Origin of the sequence: Pseudomonas rhizoryzae (assembly GCF_005250615.1) — a bacterium.
Lineage (GTDB): Bacteria > Pseudomonadota > Gammaproteobacteria > Pseudomonadales > Pseudomonadaceae > Chryseomonas > Chryseomonas rhizoryzae.
Genome location: NZ_SULM01000001.1, coordinates 46,475 through 69,636, shown reverse-complemented (window position 1 = coordinate 69,636; position 23,162 = coordinate 46,475). Strand labels below are relative to the sequence as shown.

General features: G+C 64.3%; 20 protein-coding genes and 1 pseudogene. 14 read left to right on the top strand and 7 right to left on the bottom strand.

Translation table 11 applies throughout. The annotated features are described in order from the left end of the window. Positions 1-50: 50 nt before the first annotated feature. Positions 51-911, bottom strand: a complete 861-nt coding sequence (gene tesB, locus FAZ11_RS00335; protein WP_058761136.1) for an acyl-CoA thioesterase II — start codon at positions 909-911, stop codon at positions 51-53. A 169-nt stretch (positions 912-1,080) separates the two neighbouring features. On the opposite strand from tesB, the gene FAZ11_RS00330 reads away from it, so the two are divergent. The 6 genes from FAZ11_RS00330 to FAZ11_RS00305 all read left to right on the top strand — a co-directional run bounded on the left by FAZ11_RS00330 (position 1,081) and on the right by FAZ11_RS00305 (position 7,714). Further along, positions 1,081-2,700, top strand: coding sequence for a histidine kinase famiy protein (locus FAZ11_RS00330; protein ID WP_058773713.1), 1,620 nt, complete (start codon positions 1,081-1,083; stop codon positions 2,698-2,700). Then, on the top strand, positions 2,697-3,329 hold the full coding sequence (locus FAZ11_RS00325) for an exopolysaccharide biosynthesis protein (protein ID WP_058761138.1): 633 nt from the start codon (positions 2,697-2,699) through the stop codon (positions 3,327-3,329). The genes FAZ11_RS00330 and FAZ11_RS00325 overlap by 4 nt, the downstream gene beginning before the upstream one ends. Further along, positions 3,326-4,252, top strand: coding sequence for a histone deacetylase family protein (locus FAZ11_RS00320; RefSeq protein WP_058779351.1), 927 nt, complete (start codon positions 3,326-3,328; stop codon positions 4,250-4,252). Before FAZ11_RS00325 ends, FAZ11_RS00320 begins: the two co-directional genes overlap by 4 nt. A 12-nt stretch (positions 4,253-4,264) precedes the next feature. Next, positions 4,265-5,041 carry an NYN domain-containing protein gene (locus FAZ11_RS00315; RefSeq protein WP_058779350.1) on the top strand — a complete coding sequence of 259 codons (777 nt, stop codon included), beginning with the start codon at positions 4,265-4,267 and terminating at the stop codon, positions 5,039-5,041. A gap of 154 nt (positions 5,042-5,195) precedes the next feature. After that, on the top strand, positions 5,196-6,437 hold the full coding sequence (locus FAZ11_RS00310) for a zinc-dependent alcohol dehydrogenase (protein WP_058779349.1): 1,242 nt from the start codon (positions 5,196-5,198) through the stop codon (positions 6,435-6,437). 47 nt (positions 6,438-6,484) lie between these two features. Then, positions 6,485-7,714 (top strand): TIGR03862 family flavoprotein, encoded by a 1,230-nt coding sequence (locus FAZ11_RS00305; protein ID WP_058779348.1) that lies wholly within the window; start codon positions 6,485-6,487, stop codon positions 7,712-7,714. On the opposite strand, the gene FAZ11_RS00300 is transcribed toward FAZ11_RS00305, so the two are convergent. Next, complete coding sequence (locus FAZ11_RS00300) at positions 7,711-9,600, bottom strand: metallophosphoesterase family protein (RefSeq protein WP_058779347.1); 1,890 nt, start codon at positions 9,598-9,600, stop codon at positions 7,711-7,713. The genes FAZ11_RS00305 and FAZ11_RS00300 overlap by 4 nt on opposite strands. 138 nt (positions 9,601-9,738) lie before the next feature. On the opposite strand from FAZ11_RS00300, the gene FAZ11_RS00295 reads away from it, so the two are divergent. Further along, on the top strand, positions 9,739-11,049 hold the full coding sequence (locus tag FAZ11_RS00295; RefSeq protein WP_058779346.1) for an RNA helicase RhlE1: 1,311 nt from the start codon (positions 9,739-9,741) through the stop codon (positions 11,047-11,049). Between the two features lie 188 nt (positions 11,050-11,237). Here the strand turns inward: FAZ11_RS00295 and cysS are convergent, their stop codons facing one another. Both cysS and FAZ11_RS00285 read right to left on the bottom strand, forming a co-directional pair. Continuing rightward, a complete protein-coding gene (gene cysS / locus FAZ11_RS00290) occupies positions 11,238-12,623 on the bottom strand; it encodes a cysteine--tRNA ligase (protein WP_058766798.1) in 1,386 nt (461 codons plus the stop codon). Further along, entirely contained in the window at positions 12,623-14,311 is a 1,689-nt protein-coding gene (locus tag FAZ11_RS00285; protein ID WP_137279310.1) for a glutamine--tRNA ligase/YqeY domain fusion protein, read from the bottom strand. The genes cysS and FAZ11_RS00285 overlap by 1 nt, the downstream gene beginning before the upstream one ends. Before the next feature lie 147 nt (positions 14,312-14,458). On the opposite strand from FAZ11_RS00285, the gene FAZ11_RS00280 reads away from it, so the two are divergent. The 3 genes from FAZ11_RS00280 to FAZ11_RS00270 all read left to right on the top strand — a co-directional run bounded on the left by FAZ11_RS00280 (position 14,459) and on the right by FAZ11_RS00270 (position 16,689). Next, a complete protein-coding gene (locus tag FAZ11_RS00280) occupies positions 14,459-14,959 on the top strand; it encodes a peptidylprolyl isomerase (protein ID WP_058766796.1) in 501 nt (166 codons plus the stop codon). Position 14,960: 1 nt separating this feature from the next. Then, complete coding sequence (lpxH, locus tag FAZ11_RS00275; RefSeq protein ID WP_058773719.1) at positions 14,961-15,692, top strand: UDP-2,3-diacylglucosamine diphosphatase; 732 nt, start codon at positions 14,961-14,963, stop codon at positions 15,690-15,692. Between the two features lie 184 nt (positions 15,693-15,876). Further along, on the top strand, positions 15,877-16,689 hold the full coding sequence (locus tag FAZ11_RS00270) for an HDOD domain-containing protein (protein ID WP_137279309.1): 813 nt from the start codon (positions 15,877-15,879) through the stop codon (positions 16,687-16,689). A gap of 69 nt (positions 16,690-16,758) precedes the next feature. Here the strand turns inward: FAZ11_RS00270 and FAZ11_RS24640 are convergent. Both FAZ11_RS24640 and FAZ11_RS00265 read right to left on the bottom strand, forming a co-directional pair. Next, positions 16,759-16,844, bottom strand: a pseudogene (locus FAZ11_RS24640). Positions 16,845-16,870: 26 nt separating this feature from the next. Then, a complete protein-coding gene (locus FAZ11_RS00265) occupies positions 16,871-17,284 on the bottom strand; it encodes a hypothetical protein (protein WP_137279308.1) in 414 nt (137 codons plus the stop codon). 282 nt (positions 17,285-17,566) lie between these two features. On the opposite strand from FAZ11_RS00265, the gene FAZ11_RS00260 reads away from it, so the two are divergent. The 4 genes from FAZ11_RS00260 to FAZ11_RS00245 all read left to right on the top strand — a co-directional run bounded on the left by FAZ11_RS00260 (position 17,567) and on the right by FAZ11_RS00245 (position 20,910). After that, the gene (locus tag FAZ11_RS00260) at positions 17,567-18,274 is read left to right on the top strand and encodes a recombinase family protein (RefSeq protein WP_137279307.1); all 708 of its coding nucleotides are present in this window, start codon (positions 17,567-17,569) and stop codon (positions 18,272-18,274) included. 1,041 nt (positions 18,275-19,315) lie between these two features. Beyond that, entirely contained in the window at positions 19,316-19,822 is a 507-nt protein-coding gene (locus tag FAZ11_RS00255) for an HNH endonuclease (RefSeq protein WP_137279306.1), read from the top strand. A 174-nt stretch (positions 19,823-19,996) separates the two neighbouring features. After that, positions 19,997-20,281: a hypothetical protein gene (locus tag FAZ11_RS00250; protein ID WP_137279305.1), complete on the top strand. Its 285-nt coding sequence runs from the start codon at positions 19,997-19,999 to the stop codon at positions 20,279-20,281. Then, complete coding sequence (locus tag FAZ11_RS00245; RefSeq protein ID WP_137279304.1) at positions 20,278-20,910, top strand: hypothetical protein; 633 nt, start codon at positions 20,278-20,280, stop codon at positions 20,908-20,910. The genes FAZ11_RS00250 and FAZ11_RS00245 overlap by 4 nt, the downstream gene beginning before the upstream one ends. 518 nt (positions 20,911-21,428) lie before the next feature. Here FAZ11_RS00245 and FAZ11_RS00240 read toward each other — a convergent pair. After that, positions 21,429-23,141: a site-specific integrase gene (locus tag FAZ11_RS00240; RefSeq protein WP_240043592.1), complete on the bottom strand. Its 1,713-nt coding sequence runs from the start codon at positions 23,139-23,141 to the stop codon at positions 21,429-21,431. Positions 23,142-23,162 lie beyond the last annotated feature (21 nt).

The following is a 23,162-nucleotide window of genomic DNA, read 5'->3' as shown; positions in this document are numbered from 1 at the left end:
GGCATGAGCCTATAAGTGTACTGCGCAAATAGCCGCTAGAGGGCTTTCGCTCAGCTGCGTTTGCGGATCAGTCCCTCTTGAGCGACCGAGGCGACCAGTTGGCCATCGCGCGTGTAGATGCTGCCTCGGCACAGGCCGCGGGCGCCGCCGGCCCAAGGGCTGTCGATGGCGTACAGCAACCAGTCGTCCAGGCGGAAATCCCGGTGGAACCATACCGCATGGTCGAGGCTGGCGATCTGCAACGAGCGGTCCCAGAAGCTGGTGCCGTGGGGTAGCAAGGAGCTCGGGAGCAGGTTGAAGTCCGAGGCATAGGCCAGCAGATAGCGATGCAGCGCGGGCTGGTCGGGTAGATCGCCGGTGGCACGGAACCAGACGTGCCTGACCGGTTCGCTGATCTCCGGCTTGAAGGGATCGGTGAAGACCACCGGACGCATCTCGATCGGCCGCGGCCCCAGTAGCTTGTCACGCAGCGGCGCCGGAATCTGCTCGGCGTAGCGCTGGGCATGGGCGATCTCCGATTGCAGGGCTTCAGGGGCAGGCACCTGGGGCATGCTGGTCTGATGCTCGAAGCCCGGTTCCTCGATATGGAAGGACGCGCTGCAGAAGAAGATCGGCTGCTCGCCCTGGAAGGCGGTGACCCGACGGGTGGAAAAACTGCCACCGTCGCGGATCCGGTCCACTTGATAGGTCACGGCCTCCACCGCCGAGCCGGCGCGCAGGAAGTAGCCATGCAGAGAGTGAACGCGCCGCTCCACCGGTACCGTTTGACTGGCAGCCGACAACGCCTGTCCCAATACCTGTCCGCCGAAGAGCTGCGGAAAGCCCAGATCCTGACTGCCGCCCCGATACAGATCGGGCGCCAGGGATTCGAGTGTCAGCAGGTCGACCAGGTTTTCCAGTACCTTGCTCATGGGAGGGTTCCTTGACAGAGAGCGGCCATCATACGCAAAACCAGCGATAAGCTGCGTGATCTGCCTGCATCTACGAGCCGTACTCATCGTATGACGATGATTGGTGGAGCTAGTCGGCGGAATAATGGTCACAATGAGGTTACCGCTGTCCGATCTCAGGCGTCCTTCCATGACCGAAACCTCACCCGCATCCTCTCCCGTACCGTCCGCGTCGTCGCAGATCGCGGAGCTGGGCAAGGGTCTCGGACACAACGACATCTTCTTCGCTGCGGTAAAGAAGACCCGTATGCCGATGATCGTGACGGACCCGCACCAGCCGGACAACCCCATCATCTTCGCCAACGAGGCCTTCCTGCGGACCACCGGCTACGAGCTCGCCGAGGTGCTGGGCCGCAACTGTCGCTTCCTGCAGGGCCCCGATACCCAGCAGGAGCATATCGCCGAGATCCGCAATGCCCTGCGTGAGCAGCGCGATTGCAACGTCGAGCTGCTCAATTACCGCAAGGACGGTACGACCTTCTGGAACGCGCTGTTCATCTCGCCGGTGCTCGATCCCCAGGGCGAGCTGATCTATTACTTCGCCTCGCAACTGGACGTCTCCCGGCGGCGCGATGCCGAGGACGCCCTGCGCCAGGCGCAGAAGATGGAAGCCCTGGGGCAGCTCACCGGGGGCATCGCCCACGACTTCAATAATCTGCTGCAGGTCATGGTCGGCTATCTGGATATCCTGAGGATCAATCTGGATCGACCCGAATTGGACCGCGATAAAGCCAAGCGCCATGTCGACAATACCCGTGACGCGGTGAATCGGGCGGCAACCCTGACACAGCAACTGCTGGCCTTCGCCCGCAAGCAGCGCCTGACCGGAAGGGCGGTGGATCTGAACAAGCTGATCACGATGCGTCAGGCGCGCCTGGCCAAGGCGCTCGGCGATCCCTTCCGCTTCATTTTCAGACCGGCCCCGGGGTTGTGGAGTTGCCGTCTCGATCCGATCCAACTGGAAACCGCCCTGCTCAACATCGTCGACAACGCGCGCCTGGCGATGCTGGAGCGCGGGACCGGCACCCTGACGCTGGAAACCCTGAACATCGAGGTCACCGGCCAGGACCTGGCGCACGGTGGGTTGTCGCAAGGGCATTACGTCTGCATCGCGCTGACCGACACTGGTGGCGGGATGTCCACCGACATCCTGGGCCGGGCGCTGGATCCCTTCTTCACCACCCGCGACGAGGGCCAGGGCAGCGGTCTGGGGCTGTCGATGGTCTATGGCTTTCTCAAGCAGTCGGGCGGTCTGGTCCGGCTGTATTCCGAGGTCGGCGTGGGCACCTGCGTGCGACTCTATTTCCCCGTCTCCGAAGAGCAGGTCAGGGAGCATCCCGCCCCGCTGCCGGTCGCCCATGAAGACAAGGGCGGTTCGGAAACCATCCTGGTGGTGGATGACCGACCGGATGTGGCCGCCCTGGCGCAAGCCATTCTGGAGGAAGGCGGCTATCGGGTACTGGTGGCCTATAACGGCCAGCAGGCCCTCGATCTGCTCGCCCGTGAGAGCTCCATCGATCTGCTGTTCAGCGACCTGATCATGCCGGGTGGGATGAATGGGGTCATGCTGGCCAAGGAGGCGCAGCGGCGCCAGCCGAGTCTGCGCATCCTGCTCACCACGGGCTATGCCAACAACGCCCTCGAACTCGAGGAAGGCGGCGGTGAGCGCTTTCAGATCCTCAACAAGCCCTATGGCCGCCAGGATCTGACCCGCGCCATCCGCCACATGCTGGACAGCGCCCAGCCATGAGGGACGAGGCCCTGGAGCGCGACGCCGCCAGCTGCGACACCGGGCCTGCGGGTCCGGTCGATCTCCAGAGTTTCCTTGCCTGCCTGGAACGGGTGGGCAACAGCCCCGAACAGGTGTCGGTGCAGCATTTGATCGATGCCATCGGCAGCCGCTCCTTCGGCCCCATGATCCTGCTGCCGGGGGTGTTGGCCATTTCGCCGCTCACCGGTATCCCGGGTATCGCCACGGCCATCGCCGTCTTCGTGATGCTGGTGAGTGGCCAGTTGCTGCTCGGCCGCGACCATTTCTGGCTGCCCCGCTGGGTGCTGGAGCGTAACGTCTCGCGCCGCAAGCTGCGCAAATCGCTCAGGCTGATGCAGAAGCCCGCGCGGTGGGTGGACAAGGTGGTCAGGCCGCGCCTGCGAGTACTCACCTCGCGGCCGGCTCATTTCGTCACCGCCCTACTTTGCATCCTCATCGCGGCGACCATGCCGGTGCTGGACCTGGTGCCCTTCGCCAACACCACGGCGGGTCTGGCGCTGACCTCCTTCGCCCTGTCGCTCATCGCCCGCGACGGCCTGTTGTTCCTCCTGGCGCTGGGCTTCTGCACCGGCATCGTCTGGTTCATTCTGGAGCTGTTGGTGATTTGAGCACCCGCCTGCCGCTGGTCTACCACGAGGACTACAGCCCGCCCTTCCCCGCCGGCCATCGCTTTCCGATGGAGAAGTTTCGGCTGCTACAGGAGCACCTGAGCACCAGCGGCATCCTGGGATCGGATAACTGGCATCGGCCCGAACCCTGTCCGGACGAGCTGCTCGCCCTGGCTCATGCGCCTTCCTACATCCAGGCCTTCAAGGCGGGCGAGCTGGCGCCGCCGTTGCAGCGCCAACTGGGGCTGCCCTGGAGCGAACCCCTGGTACGCCGCACCATCCGCGCCGTGGGCGGTTCCTTGCTCACCCTCGACCTGGCGCTACGCCATGGTCTGGCCTGTCATCTCGCCGGGGGCACCCATCACGCCCACCACGACTACCCGGCCGGCTTCTGCATCTTCAACGACCTGGCCATCCTGGCCCTGTCGCTGCTGGAAAGCGGTCGCGCCGGACGGGTGTTGATCCTGGATTGCGACGTGCACCAAGGCGATGGCACGGCGCGCATCCTCGCCGAGGTGCCGGACGCCATCACCGTGTCCTTGCACTGTGCGACCAACTATCCGGCGCGCAAGGCCCAGAGCGACTGGGACATTCCCCTGCCGCGCGGCCTGGACGACGCGGGCTATCTGCGGGTGCTCGATGAGGCCCTGAGCTATCTGCTGCCCCTCTATCAACCGGACGTGGTGCTCTATGACGCCGGCGTGGACGTGCACCGTGACGACGCCCTGGGTTATCTGGACCTGAGCGACGCGGGGCTCGCCGCCCGTGACGGCTTCGTCTTGCGACGCTGCCTGGCGGCGGATATACCGGTGGTAGGCGTGATCGGCGGCGGTTACTGCGCCGATCGCGTGGCCCTGGCCCGGCGCCACGGCATTCTGCATCACACGGCTACCCAGGTCTGGCACGAGCTGGGCCTGAACTGAACGGGAGTTCCCATGAGCAAGACCACCAAACCCGCCGAATCGAGCCAGGCGCGCCTGGCCGTGCTGATCGACGCCGACAACGCCCCGGCGTCCATCGTCGACGGCCTCATGGCCGAGATCGCCCGTTTCGGCGTGGCCAGCGTCAAGCGCATCTATGGCGACTGGACCCAGCCGCAACTGAACAGCTGGAAGAAGGTGCTGCTCGACCATTCCATCCAACCGGTGCAGCAATTCGGCTACACCAAGGGCAAGAACGCCACCGACAGCGCCCTGATCATCGACGCCATGGACCTGCTCTACACCCGCCGCTTCGACGGCTTCTGCCTGGTCTCCAGCGACAGCGACTTCACCCGCCTGGCCGCGCGACTGCGCGAGGAAGGGCTGACGGTCTATGGCTTCGGCGAAGAGAAGACGCCGGACCCCTTCGTCTCGGCCTGCGACAGATTCATCTATACCGAGATCCTCAGGTCGAAGCCGCGCGAAGAGTCGCGCGAAGCCACCAGCGCCACCGACAAGCCGGCTACCACCAATCGCGGCAAGCCAAAGCTGAGCACCATCCTCAAGCTGATCGAACAGGCGGTGGAAGATGCTTCGGACGAGGGCGGCTGGGCCAACCTGGGCATGGTCGGCGCCAACCTGGGCAAGGTCCGCCCGGATTTCGATGCCCGTCTCTATGGTCACCGCAAGTTCAGCGGCTTGGTGAAGGCCCATGGCGATCGCTTCGAGGTGCAGGAGCGCGATCCGGCCGATGGCAGTGCCGGCAAGGCGGTGTACATCCGCAACCGTTGAGGCCGTCTCGCCTGCCGGGCTCTGGCATGCGAAACAGCGCCGAAAAACTGCGAAAAAGGGGCATCCTGACGGCATACCACCGGTCAGAGGCACAGGAACCGCGCCTACCGAGGCGGGCTCCACCCTAGGTGAATTCAGCCTAACGGAGACCGCCATGCGAGCCTTGACCTATCACGGTGCCCACGATGTCCGCGTCGATACCGTACCCGACCCCGCCATTCAGGACGCCGACGATATCGTCCTGCGGGTGACCGCCACGGCCATCTGCGGCTCGGACCTGCACCTGTATCGCGGCAAGATTCCCACCGTTGAGCACGGCGACATCTTCGGCCACGAATTCATGGGCATCGTCGAGGAAACCGGGCCGGCGGTCACCGCGGTACAGAAAGGCGACCGCGTGGTGATCCCCTTCGTCATCGCCTGTGGCAGTTGCTTCTTCTGCAACCAGGATCTCTACGCCGCCTGCGAGACCACCAACACTGGGCGTGGCGCCATCCTCAACAAGAAACAGATTCCCCCGGGCGCAGCGCTGTTCGGCTTCAGCCATCTCTATGGCGGCGTGCCGGGCGGCCAGGCCGAATACGTGCGGGTGCCCAAGGCCAACACCGGGCCCTTCAAGGTGCCGGGCACCCTGGCCGACGAGAAGGTGCTGTTCCTCTCCGACATCCTGCCCACCGCCTGGCAGGCCGTGCTCAATGCCGGCATCGGCCAGGGCTCGAGCATCGCCATCTATGGCGCCGGACCGGTGGGCCTGCTGTCGGCAGCCTGCGCCAAGATGCTCGGCGCCGAGCGCATCTTCATGGTCGATCACCACCCCTATCGCCTGGCCTATGCCCAGCAGACCTATGGCGTCATCCCGATCAATTTCGACGAAGACGACGATCCGGCCGCCACCATCATCGAACAAACGCCGGGCAAGCGCGGGGTGGACGGCGTGGTGGATGCCGTGGGCTTCGAGGCCAAGGGCAGCACCACCGAGACCATCCTCGCCAACCTGAAGCTGGAAGGCAGCAGCGGCAAGGCCCTGCGCCAGTGCATCGCCGCGGTCCGCCGCGGGGGGAGCGTCAGCGTGCCGGGCGTCTATGCCGGCTTCATCCATGGTTTCCTGTTCGGCGATGCCTTCGACAAGGGCCTGACCTTCAAGATGGGCCAGACCCACGTGCAGCGCTACCTGCCGGAGCTACTCGAACACATCGAGCGCGGCGACCTGGCGCCGGAGGCGATCATTACCCATAGGCTGTCCCTGGAGCAGGCGGTCGACGGCTACAAGATCTTCGACAAGAAGCAGGAGGACTGCCGCAAGGTGATCCTCACGCCCGGGCGGACCGAGCCGATCATTCCGGAGCGCCTGGAAGAGCCGCTGGCGGCGCCCCTCGGTCAGGCCGGCGTGGTCTAACAGCCTCGCGTACAATGGCGGCTTTTCCGTAGTCCCTGGATGCCGCCATGTCACCTTCCTCCTCCGCCCCTGTCGTCGTCATCGGGGGTGGCCCCGCCGGCCTGATGGCGGCCGAGACCCTGGCCGCCGCGGGCCTGGCGGTGGAGCTCTTTGACGCCATGCCCTCGGTGGGCCGCAAGTTCCTGCTGGCGGGCGTCGGTGGCATGAATATCACCCATGCCGAAGACCAGCCCGCCTTCCGCCAACGCTATCGCGAGCGCGAGATCGCCGTCAGCCAGTGGCTCGACGGCTTCGACAGCCATGCCCTGCGCCGCTGGATTCATGAGCTGGGTATAGACACCTTCGTCGGCACCTCGGGACGGGTCTTCCCCACCGACATGAAGGCCGCACCGCTGTTGCGTGCCTGGCTGCATCGGCTGCGCGACCAGGGCGTGCGCATCCATACCCGCAGTCGCTGGCTCGGCTGGGACGCCGAGGGCAGGCTGCGCCTGGCCACGCCCGACGGCGAGCGTAGCGTCCAGGCCCAGGCCTGCGTGCTGGCGCTCGGCGGCGGCAGTTGGCCGCGCCTAGGATCGGACGGCGCCTGGCAGGCACTGCTGGCTGAGCGGGGCATCGCACTGCGAGCCCTGGAGCCGGCCAATTGCGGTTTCGAGGTGGCGGGCTGGAGCGACTTGCTCAAGACCCGCCATGCCGGCGCCCCCATCAAGCCCGCCACTCTCGCCTTGCCCGGCCAGCCGCCGCGCCAAGGGGAATTCGTGCTGACCGAGAGCGGGATCGAAGGCAGCCTCGTCTATGCCTTGTCGGCAGAGATCCGTGCGGCCATCGCCCGCGACGGTCAGGCCACCCTGACACTGGACCTCGCCCCGCAACGGGAGCTCGCCGATCTCAGCCGCGCCCTCGCCAAGCCCAGGGGCAGTCAATCGCTCGCCAACCACCTGCGCCGCCAGGCCGGGATCGAGGGCGCCCGGGCTGCCCTGCTCCGCGAACTGGCGCCGGCCGAGGCCTTCCAGGACATGAGCCGGCTGGCCCAGGCCTGCAAAGCCCTGCCCCTTACGGTGGTAAGGCCGCGCCCGCTGGCCGAGGCCATCAGCAGCGCTGGCGGTGTCCCCCTGGAAGCGCTGGATGAGGGCCTGATGCTCAGGCAACTGCCCGGCATCTTCTGCGCGGGCGAGATGCTCGATTGGGAGGCGCCCACCGGCGGCTATCTGCTTACGGCCTGCTTCGCCAGCGGGCGGGTGGCGGGACAAGGCGTGCTGCGCTGGTTGCAGCAGCGCTAGGTCCGCTCGACGAACTCCGTCGCCGGCGAACCATCGGCATTGTGCTGGCGAATCACCGCCGGCCGGCCTTCCGCGTCCAGCAGCACCTGGCCGATGCCAGCGCCGTTCCACAGCCGCTCACCGGCATCACGCCGATTCGGTAGCCGTGGCTGCAGTTCCCAGCGACGTCTCTTGGTGAAGCCATTGAGCGGCGACCAGGGTGCGTAGAGCCAGCGATTGAGCCGGTCCAGCGTCGCCAGCAGGCGCGGCGGGAATTCGTTCTTGATGCCACTGCTGGTGATCTGCCAGAGCCGCGGCTCGCCGCGTCTATCGCGGATGCGGATGTCGTAAACGAAGGAATAGTGGACGTCACCGGAGAGCACCACGTAGTTACCCGGGGTGCGGCGGTGGCGGAAGATATTGAGCATGGTCTTGGCCGCACCGGGATGGGCCATCCAGTTCTCGGCGTCCACCATCAGCGGCTGGCCGAACCAGGTGAAGATGCGCTGCACCGCCTCGATCAACTTGACGCCGAACATGGGCGCGGCCGAGACGATCACCGCCGAGGGATGGTCCAGCAAATCCTGTTGCAGCTCGCACAGGGCCTCCCAGTCCATCAGCCCTGAGGGATGTTCGAGCCGGCGCTCGCTGCGCCAGCGTCGGGTGCGGGTGTCCAGCACGATCAGCGGCGGCTCGGTCTTGAGCACGTAGTGCCAACCCTGGAAATCCAGGAGGTCATCGATACAGGCGTTCTGCACCGGGCAATCCAGCTGGCCATCGTCCACCGCCGTGGCCAGCAGTCGCTCCGTGGCTGCCAGGGGCTCGGCCACCGACTCGGGCGCATTGCCCCAGGCCTGGCACAGCAGATAGGCCAGCAGCGCATTGCCGATGATCCGCCGCGAGAAGGGATGGCCGTAGGCGGTTTCTTCCCAGCGCGCGGACAGGTTCCAGTCGTCGGTGACATCGTGGTCGTCGAAGATCATCAGCGTCGGTACGCTGGCCAGGGCGCGCGCCGCCTGGGGCAGCGTCGCGACGAAGGCCTCGATGCAGCGCGACTCCCGGGCATAGCGCTCGCGGTCCTGTTCGTCCAGCGCCGGCGGTTCGACGTCGATCAGGGTCCAGGGCGCGGGCGACCAGCAGAGCAGGTACAGGGCCAGGACCTCGCTCAGGGTCACCAGGTGATTGTGCGCATTGGTGGAGGTGAAGATCGGCTTCTCCACTCCCCCGAAGAAACGTTCGCGCAGCGCCCGGTTGGACTTGAAGGCCGGCAGCAGGTCCTCGCGATGGTAGAGGTTGGCCGCATGGGCCATCAGGGCCTCGCTGTCCGCCACCACAGCGCCTTCGAGCAACTCGCCATATAGCCCGAGGCGGCGGATCAGCGCCTGCACGGCCAGCAGCATGGGCCCGGCCACGTCGTCGGCGTAGACCTGGTCGCCGGTGAGCAGCAAAGCCGCCGGCCGTTCCTGGGCGGTGTTGCAGCCCTGCAGCAGACGATCGACCGCGACCAGGCCGTCGGGCGAGGCGTGATGGGGCTTGCGGCAGGAGCCGTGGAGCAGATGATCGAAGCGCCGTCGCAGGACGAAACGTGGCAGCTCGCCCTGGGTGTCGAGCAGATGCGGCGCCCAGTCGCGCATCCCGCCAGCAGGCAGTTGCACGTCGTAGTCGATGAAGACATCCGTCGGCAACGCCGCCTCCGGCCAGACCTCGATCAACTGTAGATAGGCCTGTTCGCCCAGCCGCAGGCAACGCACCTCGCTACGCACTGCCAGTTCTACCTCGTCCTGCCAAAACCGCGGACCAGGCGCCTCGGCGCCGGTGGTCACCAGCCAGAGCAGCAGCCGCGATGACTCGACCCGCCGCAGCAGCGGACCAGCCAATACCGGGGGTAAGGCACTCGCGTCGATCATAGGGTCTCCTGTGGCCGCAGAACTGACCACTATGCCGCGCCGGGATTCAGCGCGCAGCCGCCGCCTGGCTACAAAGTTTGAGCGCGCATCACAGTCGGCCTAGAATTCGCTCCCTTTTCGTCGCCATCCAGGCCTGTCATGACCTTTGCCGACCTCGGCCTCATCGATCCCCTGCTGCAGGCGCTCACCGCCCTGGAGCACAGCTCCCCTACTCCCATTCAGCGCCAGGCGATCCCGGCCGTGCTGGCCGGTCGCGATCTGCTGGCCGCGGCCCAGACGGGTACCGGCAAGACCGGCGCCTTCGGCCTGCCGCTCTTGCAGCGGCTGGTGCAGGAAGGTCCGGCGGTGGCGCCCAACCACATCCGCGCCCTGATCCTCACCCCTACCCGCGAACTGGCCGAACAGGTCCACGCCAGCCTGCGTGACTATGCCCAGCACCTGCCGCTGCGTACCGCCGTGGCCTATGGTGGCGTCAGCATCAATCCGCAGATGATGAAGCTGCGCAAGGGCGTGGACGTGCTGGTAGCGACCCCGGGGCGCCTGCTCGACCTGTTCAACCAGAACGCCGTGCGCTTCGATCAGGTGCAGGTGCTGGTACTGGACGAAGCCGATCGCATGCTCGACCTGGGCTTTTCCCGGCAGTTGGGCGAGTTGTTCGTCATGCTGCCGCGCAAGCGCCAGACCCTGCTGTTCTCGGCGACCTTCTCCGATGCCGTGCGCCAGCTGGCCGCGCCGGTACTGCGCGATCCGCAGACCCTCGACGTCAGTCCGCGCAACACCGCCGCCGTCACCGTCAAACAGTGGGTGATACCGGTCGACAAGAAGCGCAAGACCGAGCTCTTCCTGCACCTCTATCGCAGCGGACGCCGCCAGCAGGTGCTGGTATTCGCCAAGACGCGCAAGGGCGTGGAGCAACTGGTGGAAGCCCTGCAGGCCGAAGGCCTGGCGGCGGAGTCCATCCACGGCGACAAGCCCCAGCCCGCCCGGCTGCGCGCCCTCGCCCGCTTCAAGGCCGGCGAGGCGGACATCCTGGTGGCCACCGACGTCGCCGCTCGTGGCCTGGACATCCAGGACCTCCCGCTGGTGGTCAACCTGGATTTGCCCATCGTCGCCGAGGACTACGTCCACCGCATCGGTCGGACCGGCCGTGCCGGCAACCAGGGCCAGGCGGTGTCGCTGGTCTGCGCCGATGAGGTCGAGCAGTTGGCGGCCATCGAGACCCTGATCGGCCAGATCCTCATGCGCCGCGACGAGCCGGACTTCATCCCCGACCACCGCGTTCCCCAGACCGGCCCGGGCGGACTGGTGATGAAGAAGCCCAAGAAGCCGAAGAAACCCAAGGTCGGCGCGCCGGTGTCCGACAAGCCGCTGGGTCGCTGGGTGGAAGACGGCAAGCCCAAGGTCAAGTCGGTGCGCAAAGCGCCCGGCTTCGGCAAGCCGCGCAAGTAACACGGAGGATGGGGGTGGTGGACAAGGCTGCGCCGTTGTCCACCCTACGACGCACTCCGTAGCCCTGTAGCCTGGAAAACCGCGCAGCGTTTTCCGGGGACGGACACCTACCAAGTTGCGTAGCGCGTGGATGAGGCTGCGCCGTCATCCACCCTACGGGCAGTGCTTCGATTCACCCCTGGCGTCGCTTACTCCGCCAACCGCCAGGTGGTGCCGCCCTTGCCGTCTTCCAGCACCACGCCCAGGGCGGTGAGCTGATCACGGATACGGTCGGACTCCGCCCAGTTCTTTTCGGCACGCGCGGTCAGCCGGGCCTGGATCAGCGCCTCGACCTCGGCCGCATCCACCCGGCCCGCCGCATCGGCGCGCAGGAAGGCTTCCGGCTCCAGCTGTAGCACGCCGAGCACCTCGCCCAGCTCGCGCAGACGACCGGCCAGGCCAGCCGCCGCGGCCGGATCGCTCTCACGCAGGCGGTTGATCTCACGGGCCAGCTCGAACAGCACGCCACAGGCACCGGCGGTGTTGAAGTCGTCGTCCATGCACTGGGCGAAGCGCTCGGCGTAGCTTTCACCACCCTGGGCCGGCGCCTGGGGCAAGCCCTTGAGCGAATGGTAGAAACGCTCCAGGGCGCCCTTGGCTTCGCGCAGGTTGTCTTCCGAGTAGTTGATCGGACTGCGGTAGTGGCTGGCGATCAGCAGGTAGCGCACCACCTCGGGGTGGTACTTCTCCAGCACCTCACGCAGGGTGAAGAAGTTGCCCAGCGACTTGGACATCTTCTCGCCATTGATGGTGATCATCCCGCAATGCAGCCAGGCGTTGGCGTAGGGCTTGCCGGTGGCCGCCTCGCTCTGGGCGATCTCGTTCTCGTGGTGCGGGAATTCCAGGTCGTTGCCGCCGCCGTGGATGTCGAAGGTCTCGCCCAGGCAGCAGGTGGACATCACCGAGCACTCGATGTGCCAGCCCGGCCGTCCTTCGCCCCAGGGCGACTGCCAGCTCGGCTCGCCCGGTTTGGCGCCCTTCCACAGCACGAAGTCCAGCGGATCTTCCTTGGCCTCGCCCGGCTCGATGCGGGCACCGATGCGCAGGTCCTCGATCCGCCGCCGCGACAGCTTGCCGTAGCCGGCGAAACGGTTGACCCGGTAGTAGACGTCGCCATTGCCCGGGGCATAGGCGTAGCCCTTGTCGATCAAGGTCTGGATCATGGCGTGCATGCCGCCGATATGGTCGGTGGCGCGCGGCTCCTGATCGGGCTTGCGGATATTCAGCCGCGCCTCGTCCTCGTGCATGGCGTCGATCATCCGGCCCACCAGGTCGGTGAAGGGCTCACCGTTGGCATTGGCGCGGTTGATGATCTTGTCGTCGATGTCGGTGATGTTGCGCACGTAGGTGAGGTCGTAGCCGCTATGGCGCAGCCAGCGGGTGATGACGTCGAAGGCCACCATGCTGCGGCCGTGGCCCAGGTGGCAGTAGTCGTAGACGGTCATGCCGCAGACGTACATCCGTACTTGGCCCGGCACCAGCGGCGTAAAGGCTTCCTTAGTCTTGGTCAGGGTGTTGTAGAGATGCAGCGCCATCATTGCCCCCAGGAGTCGCGCAGGGTCACGGTGCGGTTGAACACCGGCTTGCCGGGCGCCGAATCCTTGAGATCGACGCAGAAGTAGCCTTCGCGCTCGAACTGGAAGCGGTCTTCCGGCTGGGCCTGAGCCAGCGACGGCTCGGCGCGGCAGCCCTGGAGCACCACCAGGGACTCGGGGTTGATGTTGTCGAGGAAGCTGCCGCCCTCTTCGCTCTTCTCCGGCTGCGCGGAGCGGAACAGGCGATCATAGAGGCGCACCTCGCACTCCACGCTGCCTTCGGCCGGCACCCAGTGGATCACGCCCTTGACCTTGCGACCCTCGGGGTTCTTGCCCAGGGTGTCCGGGTCGTAGCTGCAGCGCAGTTCGACGACGTTGCCATCGGCATCCTTGATCGCCTCGTCGGCGCGGATCACGTAGCTGCCGCGCAGGCGCACCTCGCCACCCGGCTCCAGGCGCTTGTAGCCCTTGGGCGGATTCTCTTCGTAGTCACCCTGATCGATGTACAGCTCGCGGGTGAAGGGCAGCTGCCGCACGCCCAGGTCCTGCTTGGGATGCCGCGCCAGTTCCAGGTTTTCCACCTGGCCTTCGGGGTAGTTGGTGATCACCACCTTGAGCGGCTTGAGCACGCACATGGCGCGCGGAGCATTCTGATCCAGGTCCTCGCGGATGGCGAATTCCAGCATGGCCACGTCGACCACGCCATTGGAGCGGGTCACGCCGATCATCTCGCAGAAGTTGCGGATGGACGCCGGGGTGTAGCCGCGACGGCGATAGCCCGACAGGGTCGACATGCGCGGATCGTCCCAGCCGTTCACATGGTTTTCATCCACCAGTTGCTTGAGCTTGCGCTTGCTGGTGACGGTGTAGTTCAGGTTGAGGCGGGCGAATTCGTACTGGCGCGGCTGGGCCGGCACCGGCAGGTGGGCCAGGAACCATTCGTACAGCGGGCGATGATCCTCGAACTCCAGGGTGCAGATGGAGTGGGTCACGCCCTCGATGGCATCGGATTGGCCATGGGTGAAGTCATAGCTCGGGTAGATGCACCAGGCATCACCGGTCTGGTGGTGATGGGCATGGCGGATGCGGTAGAGGATGGGATCGCGCAGATTCATGTTGGGCGAAGCCATGTCGATCTTGGCGCGCAGCACCTTTTCGCCATCCTTGAATTCGCCGGCCTTCATGCGGGCGAAGAGGTCGAGGTTCTCAGCCACGGAGCGGTCGCGGAAGGGGCTGTTGCGACCCGGCTCGGTGAGGCTGCCGCGGTATTCGCGGGCCTGCTCGGGGGTGAGGTCGCAGACGTAGGCCAAGCCCTGCTCGATCAGGTTCACCGCCCAGGCGTAGAGCTGGTCGAAATAGCCGGAGGCGTAGCGCACCTCACCGGCCCAGTCGAAGCCCAGCCAGTGCACGTCGCTCTTGATGGCGTCGATGTATTCCTGGTCTTCCTTGGCCGGGTTGGTGTCGTCGAAACGCAGATGACAGTCGCCGCCGAATTCCTTGGCCAGGCCGAAGTTCACGCAGATCGACTTGGCGTGGCCGATGTGCAGATAGCCGTTGGGCTCCGGGGGGAAACGGGTGACGATCTTGGCCTGCTTGCCGGCGTCCAGGTCGGCCTGGACGATCTGCCGCAGGAAATGCGCGGGGGCGGCTTTGGCGGCGGTGGACGAGTCGGAAGTCGGCTTGCTCATGGGATCCTTAACTGGGCAGACGCGCGGCCAGGGTAGGCCGGGCAAAGGTAAACCCGTATCATAGCCCAACCCGTCAAGTCCCGGCGAAACCCTTGAGGCCCTCGTCGGGTCTGGATGCTGTCCCCCTTAGCTTACGGATTCGCTGCCATGATCAAGCTGCACACCAACCACGGCGTCATCACCCTGGAACTGTTCGAGGACAAGGCGCCCGACACCGCGGCCAACTTCAAGGAATACGTCAAGAGCGGTCACTACGACGGCACCATCTTCCACCGCGTGATCGGCAACTTCATGATCCAGGGCGGTGGTTTCGAGCCGGGCATGAAGCAGAAGCCAACCCGCGCCCCGATCAAGAACGAAGCCAACAACGGCGTTTCCAACGACATCGGCACCGTCGCCATGGCCCGCACCATGGACCCGCACTCCGCCTCGGCGCAGTTCTTCATCAACGTGTCCAACAACACCTTCCTCAACCATACCGCGCCCACCAGCCAGGGTTGGGGCTATGCCGTGTTCGGCAAGGTGGTCGAGGGCATGGACGTGGTCAACGCCATCAAGGGCGTCGCCACCACCAGCAAGGCCGGTCACCAGGACGTGCCGAGCGAAGACGTCATCATCGAGAAGGCCGAGATCGTCCCCGCTGAGTAAGATGAGCATTCTACTGGTCTCCGACCTGCATCTCGAACCGCAACGCCCGGACATCGTCCGGGCGTTTTTGCATCTTCTCGAGACGCGGGCCCGCGGTGCCGAGGCGCTCTACATCCTCGGCGACCTGTTCGAAGCCTGGATCGGCGACGATGCCATGGGGCCTTTCGAAAAGGAGATCGCCACTGCCCTGCGTGCCTTGGCCGACAGCGGCACAGCCATCTATCTGATGCACGGCAATCGTGACTTTCTCATCGGCAAGGCTTTCTGCCGCCAGGCAGGATGCCGCCTGCTGCCGGATCGCCATATCGCCGACTTCCACGGCCAGCGCGTGCTGCTGATGCACGGCGATACCCTCTGCACCCGTGACGAGGGCTACCAGAAGCTGCGCCGCATCCTGCGCCATCCCCTCACCCTCTTCGTCCTGCGTCATCTGCCGCTCGCCACCCGCCAGAAGCTGGCGCGCAAGCTGCGCAACGAGAGTCGCCAGCAGACCCGCGCCAAGGCCATGGACATCACCGATGTCACCGAGGCCGAGGTCGAACGGGAAATGCAGGCGGTCCAGGTGACGACGCTGATCCACGGGCACACCCACAGACCCGCCACCCATGACGTGCAGGTGAACGGTAAACCGGCGCAGCGCATCGTGCTGGGTGACTGGGACAGCAGTGGCTGGGTGCTGGAAGCCAGCTCTTCTGGCCTGATCCAACGCAATTTCGAACTCGACGAACGGTAATCAGACGTCCAGACGAGTCTGAGTCTATCTATCTAACTTACTGTTAAGAAAAGTTTTTTTAGGTTTTCGAAAACCTTGCCCCAGAGCCTCTGCGACCGATCGTCACATGCCAATTACAGAAATCCGTTGGTTCGACCGATGATTGGGTATGTAAGGAGATATATCCATCTCTCGGAGACCGCCTATGCAACTCGACACCCTGTTTGCCCAACTGCACAACCTGCCCAGCGTTCCCGAAGTGGCGCAGATCCTGATCCAGCAGTTCGACGATCCCAATACCAGCATCGAAACCCTGTCGCGCACCGTCGCGCGTGACCCCGTCATCGCCGCCAAGGTGCTGCGCCTGGCCAACTCGGCGCGCTTTCGCGGTGCCCGTGAATCCACCAGTATCGACGACGCTGCCATGCGCCTGGGCTTCAACACCCTGCGCACCCTGGTGCTGGCCTCGGCCTTCGCCGGCGGCTTCCAGGCGGCCCCTGGCTTCGATCTGCAAGCCTTCTGGTACAACAGCTTCCTGGTCGCCAGCCTGTGCAAACCGCTGGCCAAGCAGGCCGGACTGGACCAGGAGACCGCCTTCACCTGCGGCATGCTGCACGACATCGGCGAACTGCTGATCCAGAGCGGCACTCCGGAACTGGCCCCGAGCCTGGCCGGACCGGGCACCGCCAGCAGCCACCGCGCCGCCGATGAAACCCTGCAACTGGGCTTCGGCTATCCGGAAGTGGGCGCTGAGCTCGCGCGCCGCTGGCAGCTACCGCAGGTGCTGCGCGATGCCATCGCCTTCCAGGCTCGCCCGCTGCAGGCACCCGAGGGCAACGGTTACGCCCTGATCGTGGCCCAGGCAGTCGCCGTGGCCGAGGTGCTGCACGAGAACGCCGGCGACAGCAAGATCATGGACCTGAGCGGTCCCCTGTTCGCCGACATCGATCTCGAACAACTGACCCTGGTACTGCCCAACGCCCGCGATACCGCTGCCACCTTCAGCCAGGCTGCCTGAAGCGGACCCTGGCCAAACGGCAGACAAGAAAAAACCCCTGGAGCCAAGCCCTCAGGGGTTTTCGTAATCTGGCGGTGAGGGAGGGATTCGAACCCTCGACTCGTTTAGCAGTCAGCAGAACCCAGTTATGACGGGCCTTACAGCCCGATACAGCAAGCGGTAGTGTACAAGTCCTGTGTACCTATGACCATTCGGGCTTGAGGTGGATTACGTCATGCGAGCGAGTCCAGTCACCAACGTCCATTTCGTGCCCGACATACACGACGCTGCTGGCAGACTTGAGATTGGTCAGGGCGTCTAGCAGGGAATCTCTTGGGTGCACGGCCAGCACAACGTCATGTCGTGCGTAAGGATCAAGCGTCTGCTGAGAGTGAAGAGATACCGCCACACCTTCCACAGAGACTGGCTGATTGGCCTGCAGTTTTCTTAGCATCTGTCCGCCCAGGACGGGCTCAAGGTAAGGACAGGTGTGCTTGTTGTTCACGTAAATCCAGAGTTGCTGATTACTCTGCTGAGCAAACCCTAACGCAGCGACGTAGGTTGCCTTTACTTCCTCTTCGTCCGCGTACTCCGGTACAAAAGCATAGACATCCATGGTGTTCCCTCACGTAGTTGGTGAGCTTTAACCCTAGCACCTGCCCAGCGTAACGGTGGCACTAGCGGACCTAAATCCGTTCTGGATTTGCGAGAGCACCCTTGAACGCATAAGGAGTACTGCAGCCCCCATGGCCGGGTGCCGGGGTGTGCCCAGGCGGCAGGAAAATCCCAGGTCCGGGTACTCGTATCAAACCGCTCGACCTCGACTTATCAAATCATTGACAAGCGTCAGCGTTGCGATAAATCATGCCGGCATCACGTCCTGCCGAGCATCCCCAGCATGAAAGTCGTCGCGTACTACCGAGTCTCCACCGAGCGCCAGGGAGAGTCCGGCCTTGGTCTGGATGCCCAGCGGGAGTACATCCGCATAGCTGCAGAGCAGAATGACTGGGAAGTGCTGGCGGCCTTTGAGGACCACGCCTCGGGCACCATCGCACCGGAGCAACGCCCGCAATGTGCGGCTGCCCTGGAGCACTGCAGGAAGCACGGAGCGACGCTCGTCGTGGCGAAGCTCGACCGCATCAGCCGGGACGTGGAGCACATCGCGGGACTCATCAAGCGCGTGCAGTTCAAGGTGGCGACCATGCCCTCTGCGGACAACTTCCAGCTCCACCTGTACGCCGCCCTGGCCCAGCAGGAACGGGAGTTCATCAGCCAGCGCACTAAGGCCGCCCTGGCGTCACTCAAGGCCCGCGCAGAGGCAGGGGATGCACAGGCACAGGCCAAGGTAGAACGTCGCACAGCGGGCCGGCTAGCGGCCAATGCGGCAGGCACAGGAGCGGCAGTGCAGGCAGTGAAGGCCAAGGCCGACGTGTACGCGACCAGCATGGCGAGCGCGATCAAGGCCGCGATGTTCGATGGCGTCCGCACGCTGCAGGGGCTGGCTGATCACCTCAACCGGCACGGGCACCAGACACCTAGGGGCGCCAGCTTTACCGCCACCGCAGCCAGTCGCCTGCTGCAACGCCTCGGCATCCCCTTCCCTTAGTAGAGGGGCCCTGGCGCAGGGGTGCGGAGAGCCCGCCAGCGTGGCGGTAGCGATTGCCCCGGCATGGGTATCCCTAGGCTTAGAACGTCGCTCAGGAGGGCACGCAGGGAGGCCAGCGGGCGCCTGTAGGGCAGGGGCATTCAAGGCCCGAAGACGCTCACGGCCTGTACGCCGCAAGTAGCGGCAGGGCGAGCCGGGTCCAGCAGCGAGCGCCCAGGTAGCAGCGGATCAGCAGGCCGGGCTGGAGCCCAGGGATGCCCGTAGCGCAACGATCACCGAGTCTAGGCTGACGTACTCAGGAAGCACGAACGTTGCACGGCAGGGCAGGCTGGCGCCTCCTGGCAAGCCGGGGCATCAGCAGCGCACATGCCCGAGCCCTGTCTTCATTTCCGCCCTTTTCCAACAGCCCAGCAACAGCGCGCAGGCTCAGCCGCTTCCGGTGATTGAGGGCGCATAGATAACAGAAACATTTCCGGGCCGGCAGTACGGCAGGCTTAGCCACATCCGGTAATCAAGGGCCTATCAGAGAGAGAAACATTCGGAGTGATCGTCCTAGGACAATCGCGGGGTGTGTCCGTAACCGAGGGGGTCTAGATACAGGAAGCACTTTGGTCCGTCCGAAAGCGTTCGAGCTTAAGACCGACGGGGCAGGCTAAGTCAGCTAGTTCGCCGATGATCGCCGCTTTTAGTAGGTGAGGGCCATTAGATAAGAGAAACGTTTTTGGCCGGGAGAATCTATCTAAGCCCGAATGCCCGAGCGAATCCATCCTCTCCAGTAACAAGAACAAGAATCCCACAGGATCAGAAGCAAACGATCAGCAGCACAGAAAGCTACTGACCAGATACCACAGCAACACAGCTACACAGCTACACACGACAGCAAGCAACACGAGAGCTACACAGCAGGACAGCAAGCAACGCAGCAGCGAAGCACAGCAGGACCAACGTAGCACGACAGCAACAGCCGACAGCGATGCAGCAGGACAACAGCAAAGCACGGCAGAACCTAGAAGGACTGGAGACTAATCCCAGCGATACAGCATGACAGCAGCAATCCCTTTAGCTCTCGACGAACTACGCGAGAGATTCTATGTAGATGAATCATCCCCTTCGGGCTTGCGTTACAGGACGAACAAGAACCAGACCAAAGCAGGAGCGCCAGCAGGCAGCGTAACGCAACGGGGTTACTGGCGGATCATTTGGAGCGGTAGGCAGTACGCAGTGCATCGCATCGTCTACGCATTGACGCATGGTGCAGACATCCCAGCAGGAATGCTGATTGACCACATCAACGGGGATTGCTCGGACAACAGCCCCAGCAATCTCAGGCTAGCGACCAACGCGCAGAACACTCACAACAGCAAGCCCCACCGCATCAAGCACTCAGGTTTACCCAAGGGCGTTTACCGCAACGGCAGCGGGTACCAAGCTCGCATCGTGCTGGGCGGGAAGCTCTTTACGAAGACCTATCGGACTATCGAAGGTGCCCAGGACTGGATAGAACAAGTCCGCCCGCAGTTGCATAAAGAGTTCGCCCGAGCGGCGTAGCCCAGCAAGCCAGCAGCAGTCCCTCCGCAGCACCAGCCGCATCCCCGCAGCGCCATCCCGCAACACCAGCACTACAGACCCGCCTACACGCACCCAACGCGAAGCCATCCAGCCTCGTGGACGCTTCCGGCTGCCCGTCATTTGGCGGCAGCCAACCCTAACAGGAGACAGACCATGACCAACCGCGCCAGCCACATTGACGCCAACCATCCCGACCGCTTCACGCCTGCCGACATCAGCAAGCACGAACATCGTTGCATGCTGGGGCGCCTAGCCAAGCACGACCGCGAACTAACGGCGATCCGCAAGCTCTTGCTGGGAGTCATCCAACAGCAGCCCCTGGCTATCGAGGCTCGCGAACTCCGCGCCAGCGGTCACACCTTCGGCAGCATCGCTGCACGCACTGGCCTTACCCGGAACGTCGTAGCCGACATCATCGGCCAGGACGGTGCCGCATGAATGCCCATGCTCCATTGCCCCAGGACTTGCCGCGTCAGTTCCGCGTGGACATCAGCAACGCAGCAGAGCGCCAGCAAGTTATCCAGAACGCCGAGCACTTGAGCCCCGAGGTAGTTGCCTTGTTCCATCGTCTAGAAGCACAGACCAACGACCTCATAAGCCAGGCCCCGCTCGCCAAGCGTGCAGCCCGCCAGGCTAAAGCCGTAACCGTGAAGGGGACCAGCACCCGAGGCCGTAAGCCTGCTGTGCTAGGGAACCCATTGTACGGGTACGTCACAATCCACGACCGTGGTGTGCCCTGGCTGGACGACATCGTAACGGGTGCAGCTCGGGCAGCGTACAGCGGGGACAAGAGCGCCAGCCCAGCTAGTCTCTTCCGCATCCTCGTATCCTGTGAAGTCATCAGCGCCAGGACGATCAGCGAAGAGATAGGCGTAGCCGAGAGACAGGCTCAGCGATACCTGCTCGCCCTGACCATGGCGATGCCGTACCTCGTTAAGTCCTGCCCCTGGCTGACCGAGCGAAAGCCTGCCCAGGCCACCCCGGACTTCGACGACATGCCCGTACCGGACCTCGTAGAACTGGCAGCCCTTCGGCACGCCATAGGCGAGGACGCTTTCCTAACCTGACCCAGGGCGACGTAGTCGTACCTCCTACTAATGGGACGGTAAATCCCGAGGCTCTATCCCGCAGGTCTTACCGTATGGCTGCTAGCGGGAGGGCCGGCAGGGATGCCCAGGAATCCAGACAGATCAGAAATGAGCGTTCAAGTCTCCTGCAACCTGCAGCCCGCCTAGTGCCTGGAATCCGCCTAGGTTATCTAAGGGGACATCTCGGCCTTCGACCAGGCAGCCACAGGCCACCGCGCCTCGTAGCAGAACGATCACCTAGAGGGAGTGCCCGTAGCAGGCCCCCACGTAGATCGCCGCAGCAGCAGCCCCGCAGGCCGTGTAGTCCCAGCCCCGAGGGCGGGAGGTACAGGACCAGCAGCCCAGGGAGGCCATAGCCAGGAGGCAGCCAGGAAGGCAGCAACCAGGGTACTCAAGGGGCGATACCGCGTGCCCTGTGCGAGCGCGCCCTTGAAGCCCTAGCGCCTCACCAGCGCCCCAGTAGGGCCATACAGCGGCAGGGCCGGGGCGGTAGCCGATCAGCGAGCCCCAGGGATCAGCAGCCCAGGCGCCGACGGATACCACTGGAGTTCCTCAAGCATCCGGCTCAGCGGCATCCCGCCGTACTCTCGGCTGACAGAGCCATCGCTGTGCCCGGTGATCGCGTCGTGTACGTCCTCGGGAATGCCTACCTGACGGCTCAGGGTCTTGAAGGTGTGCCGGAAGCCATGAAGCGGACTAGCTGGGCTGCCCAACGCCACTACATTCCGCAGGTACTTCGTCCACGCCTTGGCGATGTTGGTGCTGTAGAAGCCCCGATGGTTTGGCTGTAGCGATGGGAACAGTTGCCCACCTGCTGGTAAGGTGCCGTGGTAATCCATGAAGCCCAGCGCCAGCAGATCAGGATGCAGCGGGACACGTCGGCGACTGCTCTGGGTTTTTACAGTTCGTCCATCGTCGTCATCCGGCGTGTCGAGGATGGACAGGAACGTAATGCCGTCGTCCGTCTGCACGTCGCTGGCGCGGAGCTGACATAGCTCCTCTCGTCTGGCCCCGGTGTAGTAAAGCAGGACCGGCAGCCAGTACAGCGCCTGACCGAAGTCGCTCCGCACAGGCCGCCAACCCTCCTCCGTGAACAATGCACTTCGGAAAATCGTGCCCAGCTCGGCAGTGTTGTAGTCCTTGCGGCGACGGGAAGCCTTACTCTTGGCGGCAGTAACGCCCGCTGCTCTGGCGACACCCGAGGTATCCACAGGGTTTTCATGTATCCAGCCCATGCGGACGGCGAAGCCCAGCACCGCCCCGAGGACACGCAGTCGATTGCGGATCGTGGCAGGTGACAGCGTAGGCAGTCCCTCTGATTGCGCCCTGGCAATCAGCTCGTTGGCTGAGAGCTTGGACGCCCCTGGCATCTTGACTGGGAAGGTAGCCAGCTTTACCCGGTACTCCTGCACCGTGCTCCGCGTTATCGCCGTGACAGGTAGATCGCCGAACATCTGAACAAACCTCGTCACCGTCCCTTCGAAGTCCGCCAGCGATGTCCGAGTGCTGCGGTTGTCGCCATTAAGTAGACGGTCGCTCTTGTACGCTTCGAACACCTCGGTAAGCGTCTTGGGCTTCACCTCAGTTCGCAGGCGCTCCAAGCTCAAAGGCTCAAGCTCCAGAACATCGGGCTTCGAAGTCCAGTCTCCATCGTCCCGCAGCTTGGCGATGTCGGATAGCCGCAGCAGATGACTGTGAAACGCCTCGGCCAGCTCCGCATAGTTATCGGTGCCTTCGGCTGGCGCGGCAACGTTCACGGACCGCAGCGCCTGCAGCAGGTAAGGCCGCATCACCGAAAGCCAGTCCGTCTCGTTATCCTCGGCTACTGCCTGGCGGATCGTCAGGTACTCCCGATGCTCTTCCCAGCCATGCGGTGTCTCGACCACCGTAGCGTCACTGGCAGGCGGCAGCCAAGCTCGGAAGTTGCCGGATTGTTCCAGCTCCTCTAGCTCCTGGCGGAACCATCGTGCGGCAAGCTGCTGCATGTCGCGCTTTGTCAGAACCTGCACGCCAGCGAGCTTTGCACGGGCAAGGGAGAATGCCTCTTCGGAGCGCGTCCACTCAACAGCATGGCGGGCTTTAGCTTCTAGCTGATCGCGGGTCTTTAGAGAGCGCTTGTACTCTCGCCCCAGGACAGGGCGAAGCTCATCGGGGACACGGCGCCGAATGTAGTACACGCCGGTGGATGGATGCAGAAAAGGCTGAGCCATGAAAGCGCGAAACCGTGGGAC

Excerpts from the sequence above, each read along its gene's own strand:
- FAZ11_RS00250 (WP_137279305.1), top strand. The coding sequence starts at position 19,997 with ATGACCAACCGCGCCAGCCACATTGACGCCAACCATCCCGACCGCTTC.
- FAZ11_RS00300 (WP_058779347.1), bottom strand. The coding sequence starts at position 9,600 with ATGATCGACGCGAGTGCCTTACCCCCGGTATTGGCTGGTCCGCTGCTG.
- FAZ11_RS00285 (WP_137279310.1), bottom strand. The coding sequence starts at position 14,311 with ATGAGCAAGCCGACTTCCGACTCGTCCACCGCCGCCAAAGCCGCCCCC.
- lpxH (WP_058773719.1), top strand. The coding sequence starts at position 14,961 with ATGAGCATTCTACTGGTCTCCGACCTGCATCTCGAACCGCAACGCCCG.
- tesB (WP_058761136.1), bottom strand. The coding sequence starts at position 911 with ATGAGCAAGGTACTGGAAAACCTGGTCGACCTGCTGACACTCGAATCC.
- FAZ11_RS00245 (WP_137279304.1), top strand. The coding sequence starts at position 20,278 with ATGAATGCCCATGCTCCATTGCCCCAGGACTTGCCGCGTCAGTTCCGC.
- FAZ11_RS00315 (WP_058779350.1), top strand. The coding sequence starts at position 4,265 with ATGAGCAAGACCACCAAACCCGCCGAATCGAGCCAGGCGCGCCTGGCC.
- cysS (WP_058766798.1), bottom strand. The coding sequence starts at position 12,623 with ATGGCGCTGCATCTCTACAACACCCTGACCAAGACTAAGGAAGCCTTT.
- FAZ11_RS00295 (WP_058779346.1), top strand. The coding sequence starts at position 9,739 with ATGACCTTTGCCGACCTCGGCCTCATCGATCCCCTGCTGCAGGCGCTC.
- FAZ11_RS00280 (WP_058766796.1), top strand. The coding sequence starts at position 14,459 with ATGATCAAGCTGCACACCAACCACGGCGTCATCACCCTGGAACTGTTC.
- FAZ11_RS00240 (WP_240043592.1), bottom strand. The coding sequence starts at position 23,141 with ATGGCTCAGCCTTTTCTGCATCCATCCACCGGCGTGTACTACATTCGG.
- FAZ11_RS00310 (WP_058779349.1), top strand. The coding sequence starts at position 5,196 with ATGCGAGCCTTGACCTATCACGGTGCCCACGATGTCCGCGTCGATACC.
- FAZ11_RS00270 (WP_137279309.1), top strand. The coding sequence starts at position 15,877 with ATGCAACTCGACACCCTGTTTGCCCAACTGCACAACCTGCCCAGCGTT.
- FAZ11_RS00330 (WP_058773713.1), top strand. The coding sequence starts at position 1,081 with ATGACCGAAACCTCACCCGCATCCTCTCCCGTACCGTCCGCGTCGTCG.
- FAZ11_RS00260 (WP_137279307.1), top strand. The coding sequence starts at position 17,567 with ATGAAAGTCGTCGCGTACTACCGAGTCTCCACCGAGCGCCAGGGAGAG.
- FAZ11_RS00305 (WP_058779348.1), top strand. The coding sequence starts at position 6,485 with ATGTCACCTTCCTCCTCCGCCCCTGTCGTCGTCATCGGGGGTGGCCCC.
- FAZ11_RS00265 (WP_137279308.1), bottom strand. The coding sequence starts at position 17,284 with ATGGATGTCTATGCTTTTGTACCGGAGTACGCGGACGAAGAGGAAGTA.
- FAZ11_RS00255 (WP_137279306.1), top strand. The coding sequence starts at position 19,316 with ATGACAGCAGCAATCCCTTTAGCTCTCGACGAACTACGCGAGAGATTC.
- FAZ11_RS00325 (WP_058761138.1), top strand. The coding sequence starts at position 2,697 with ATGAGGGACGAGGCCCTGGAGCGCGACGCCGCCAGCTGCGACACCGGG.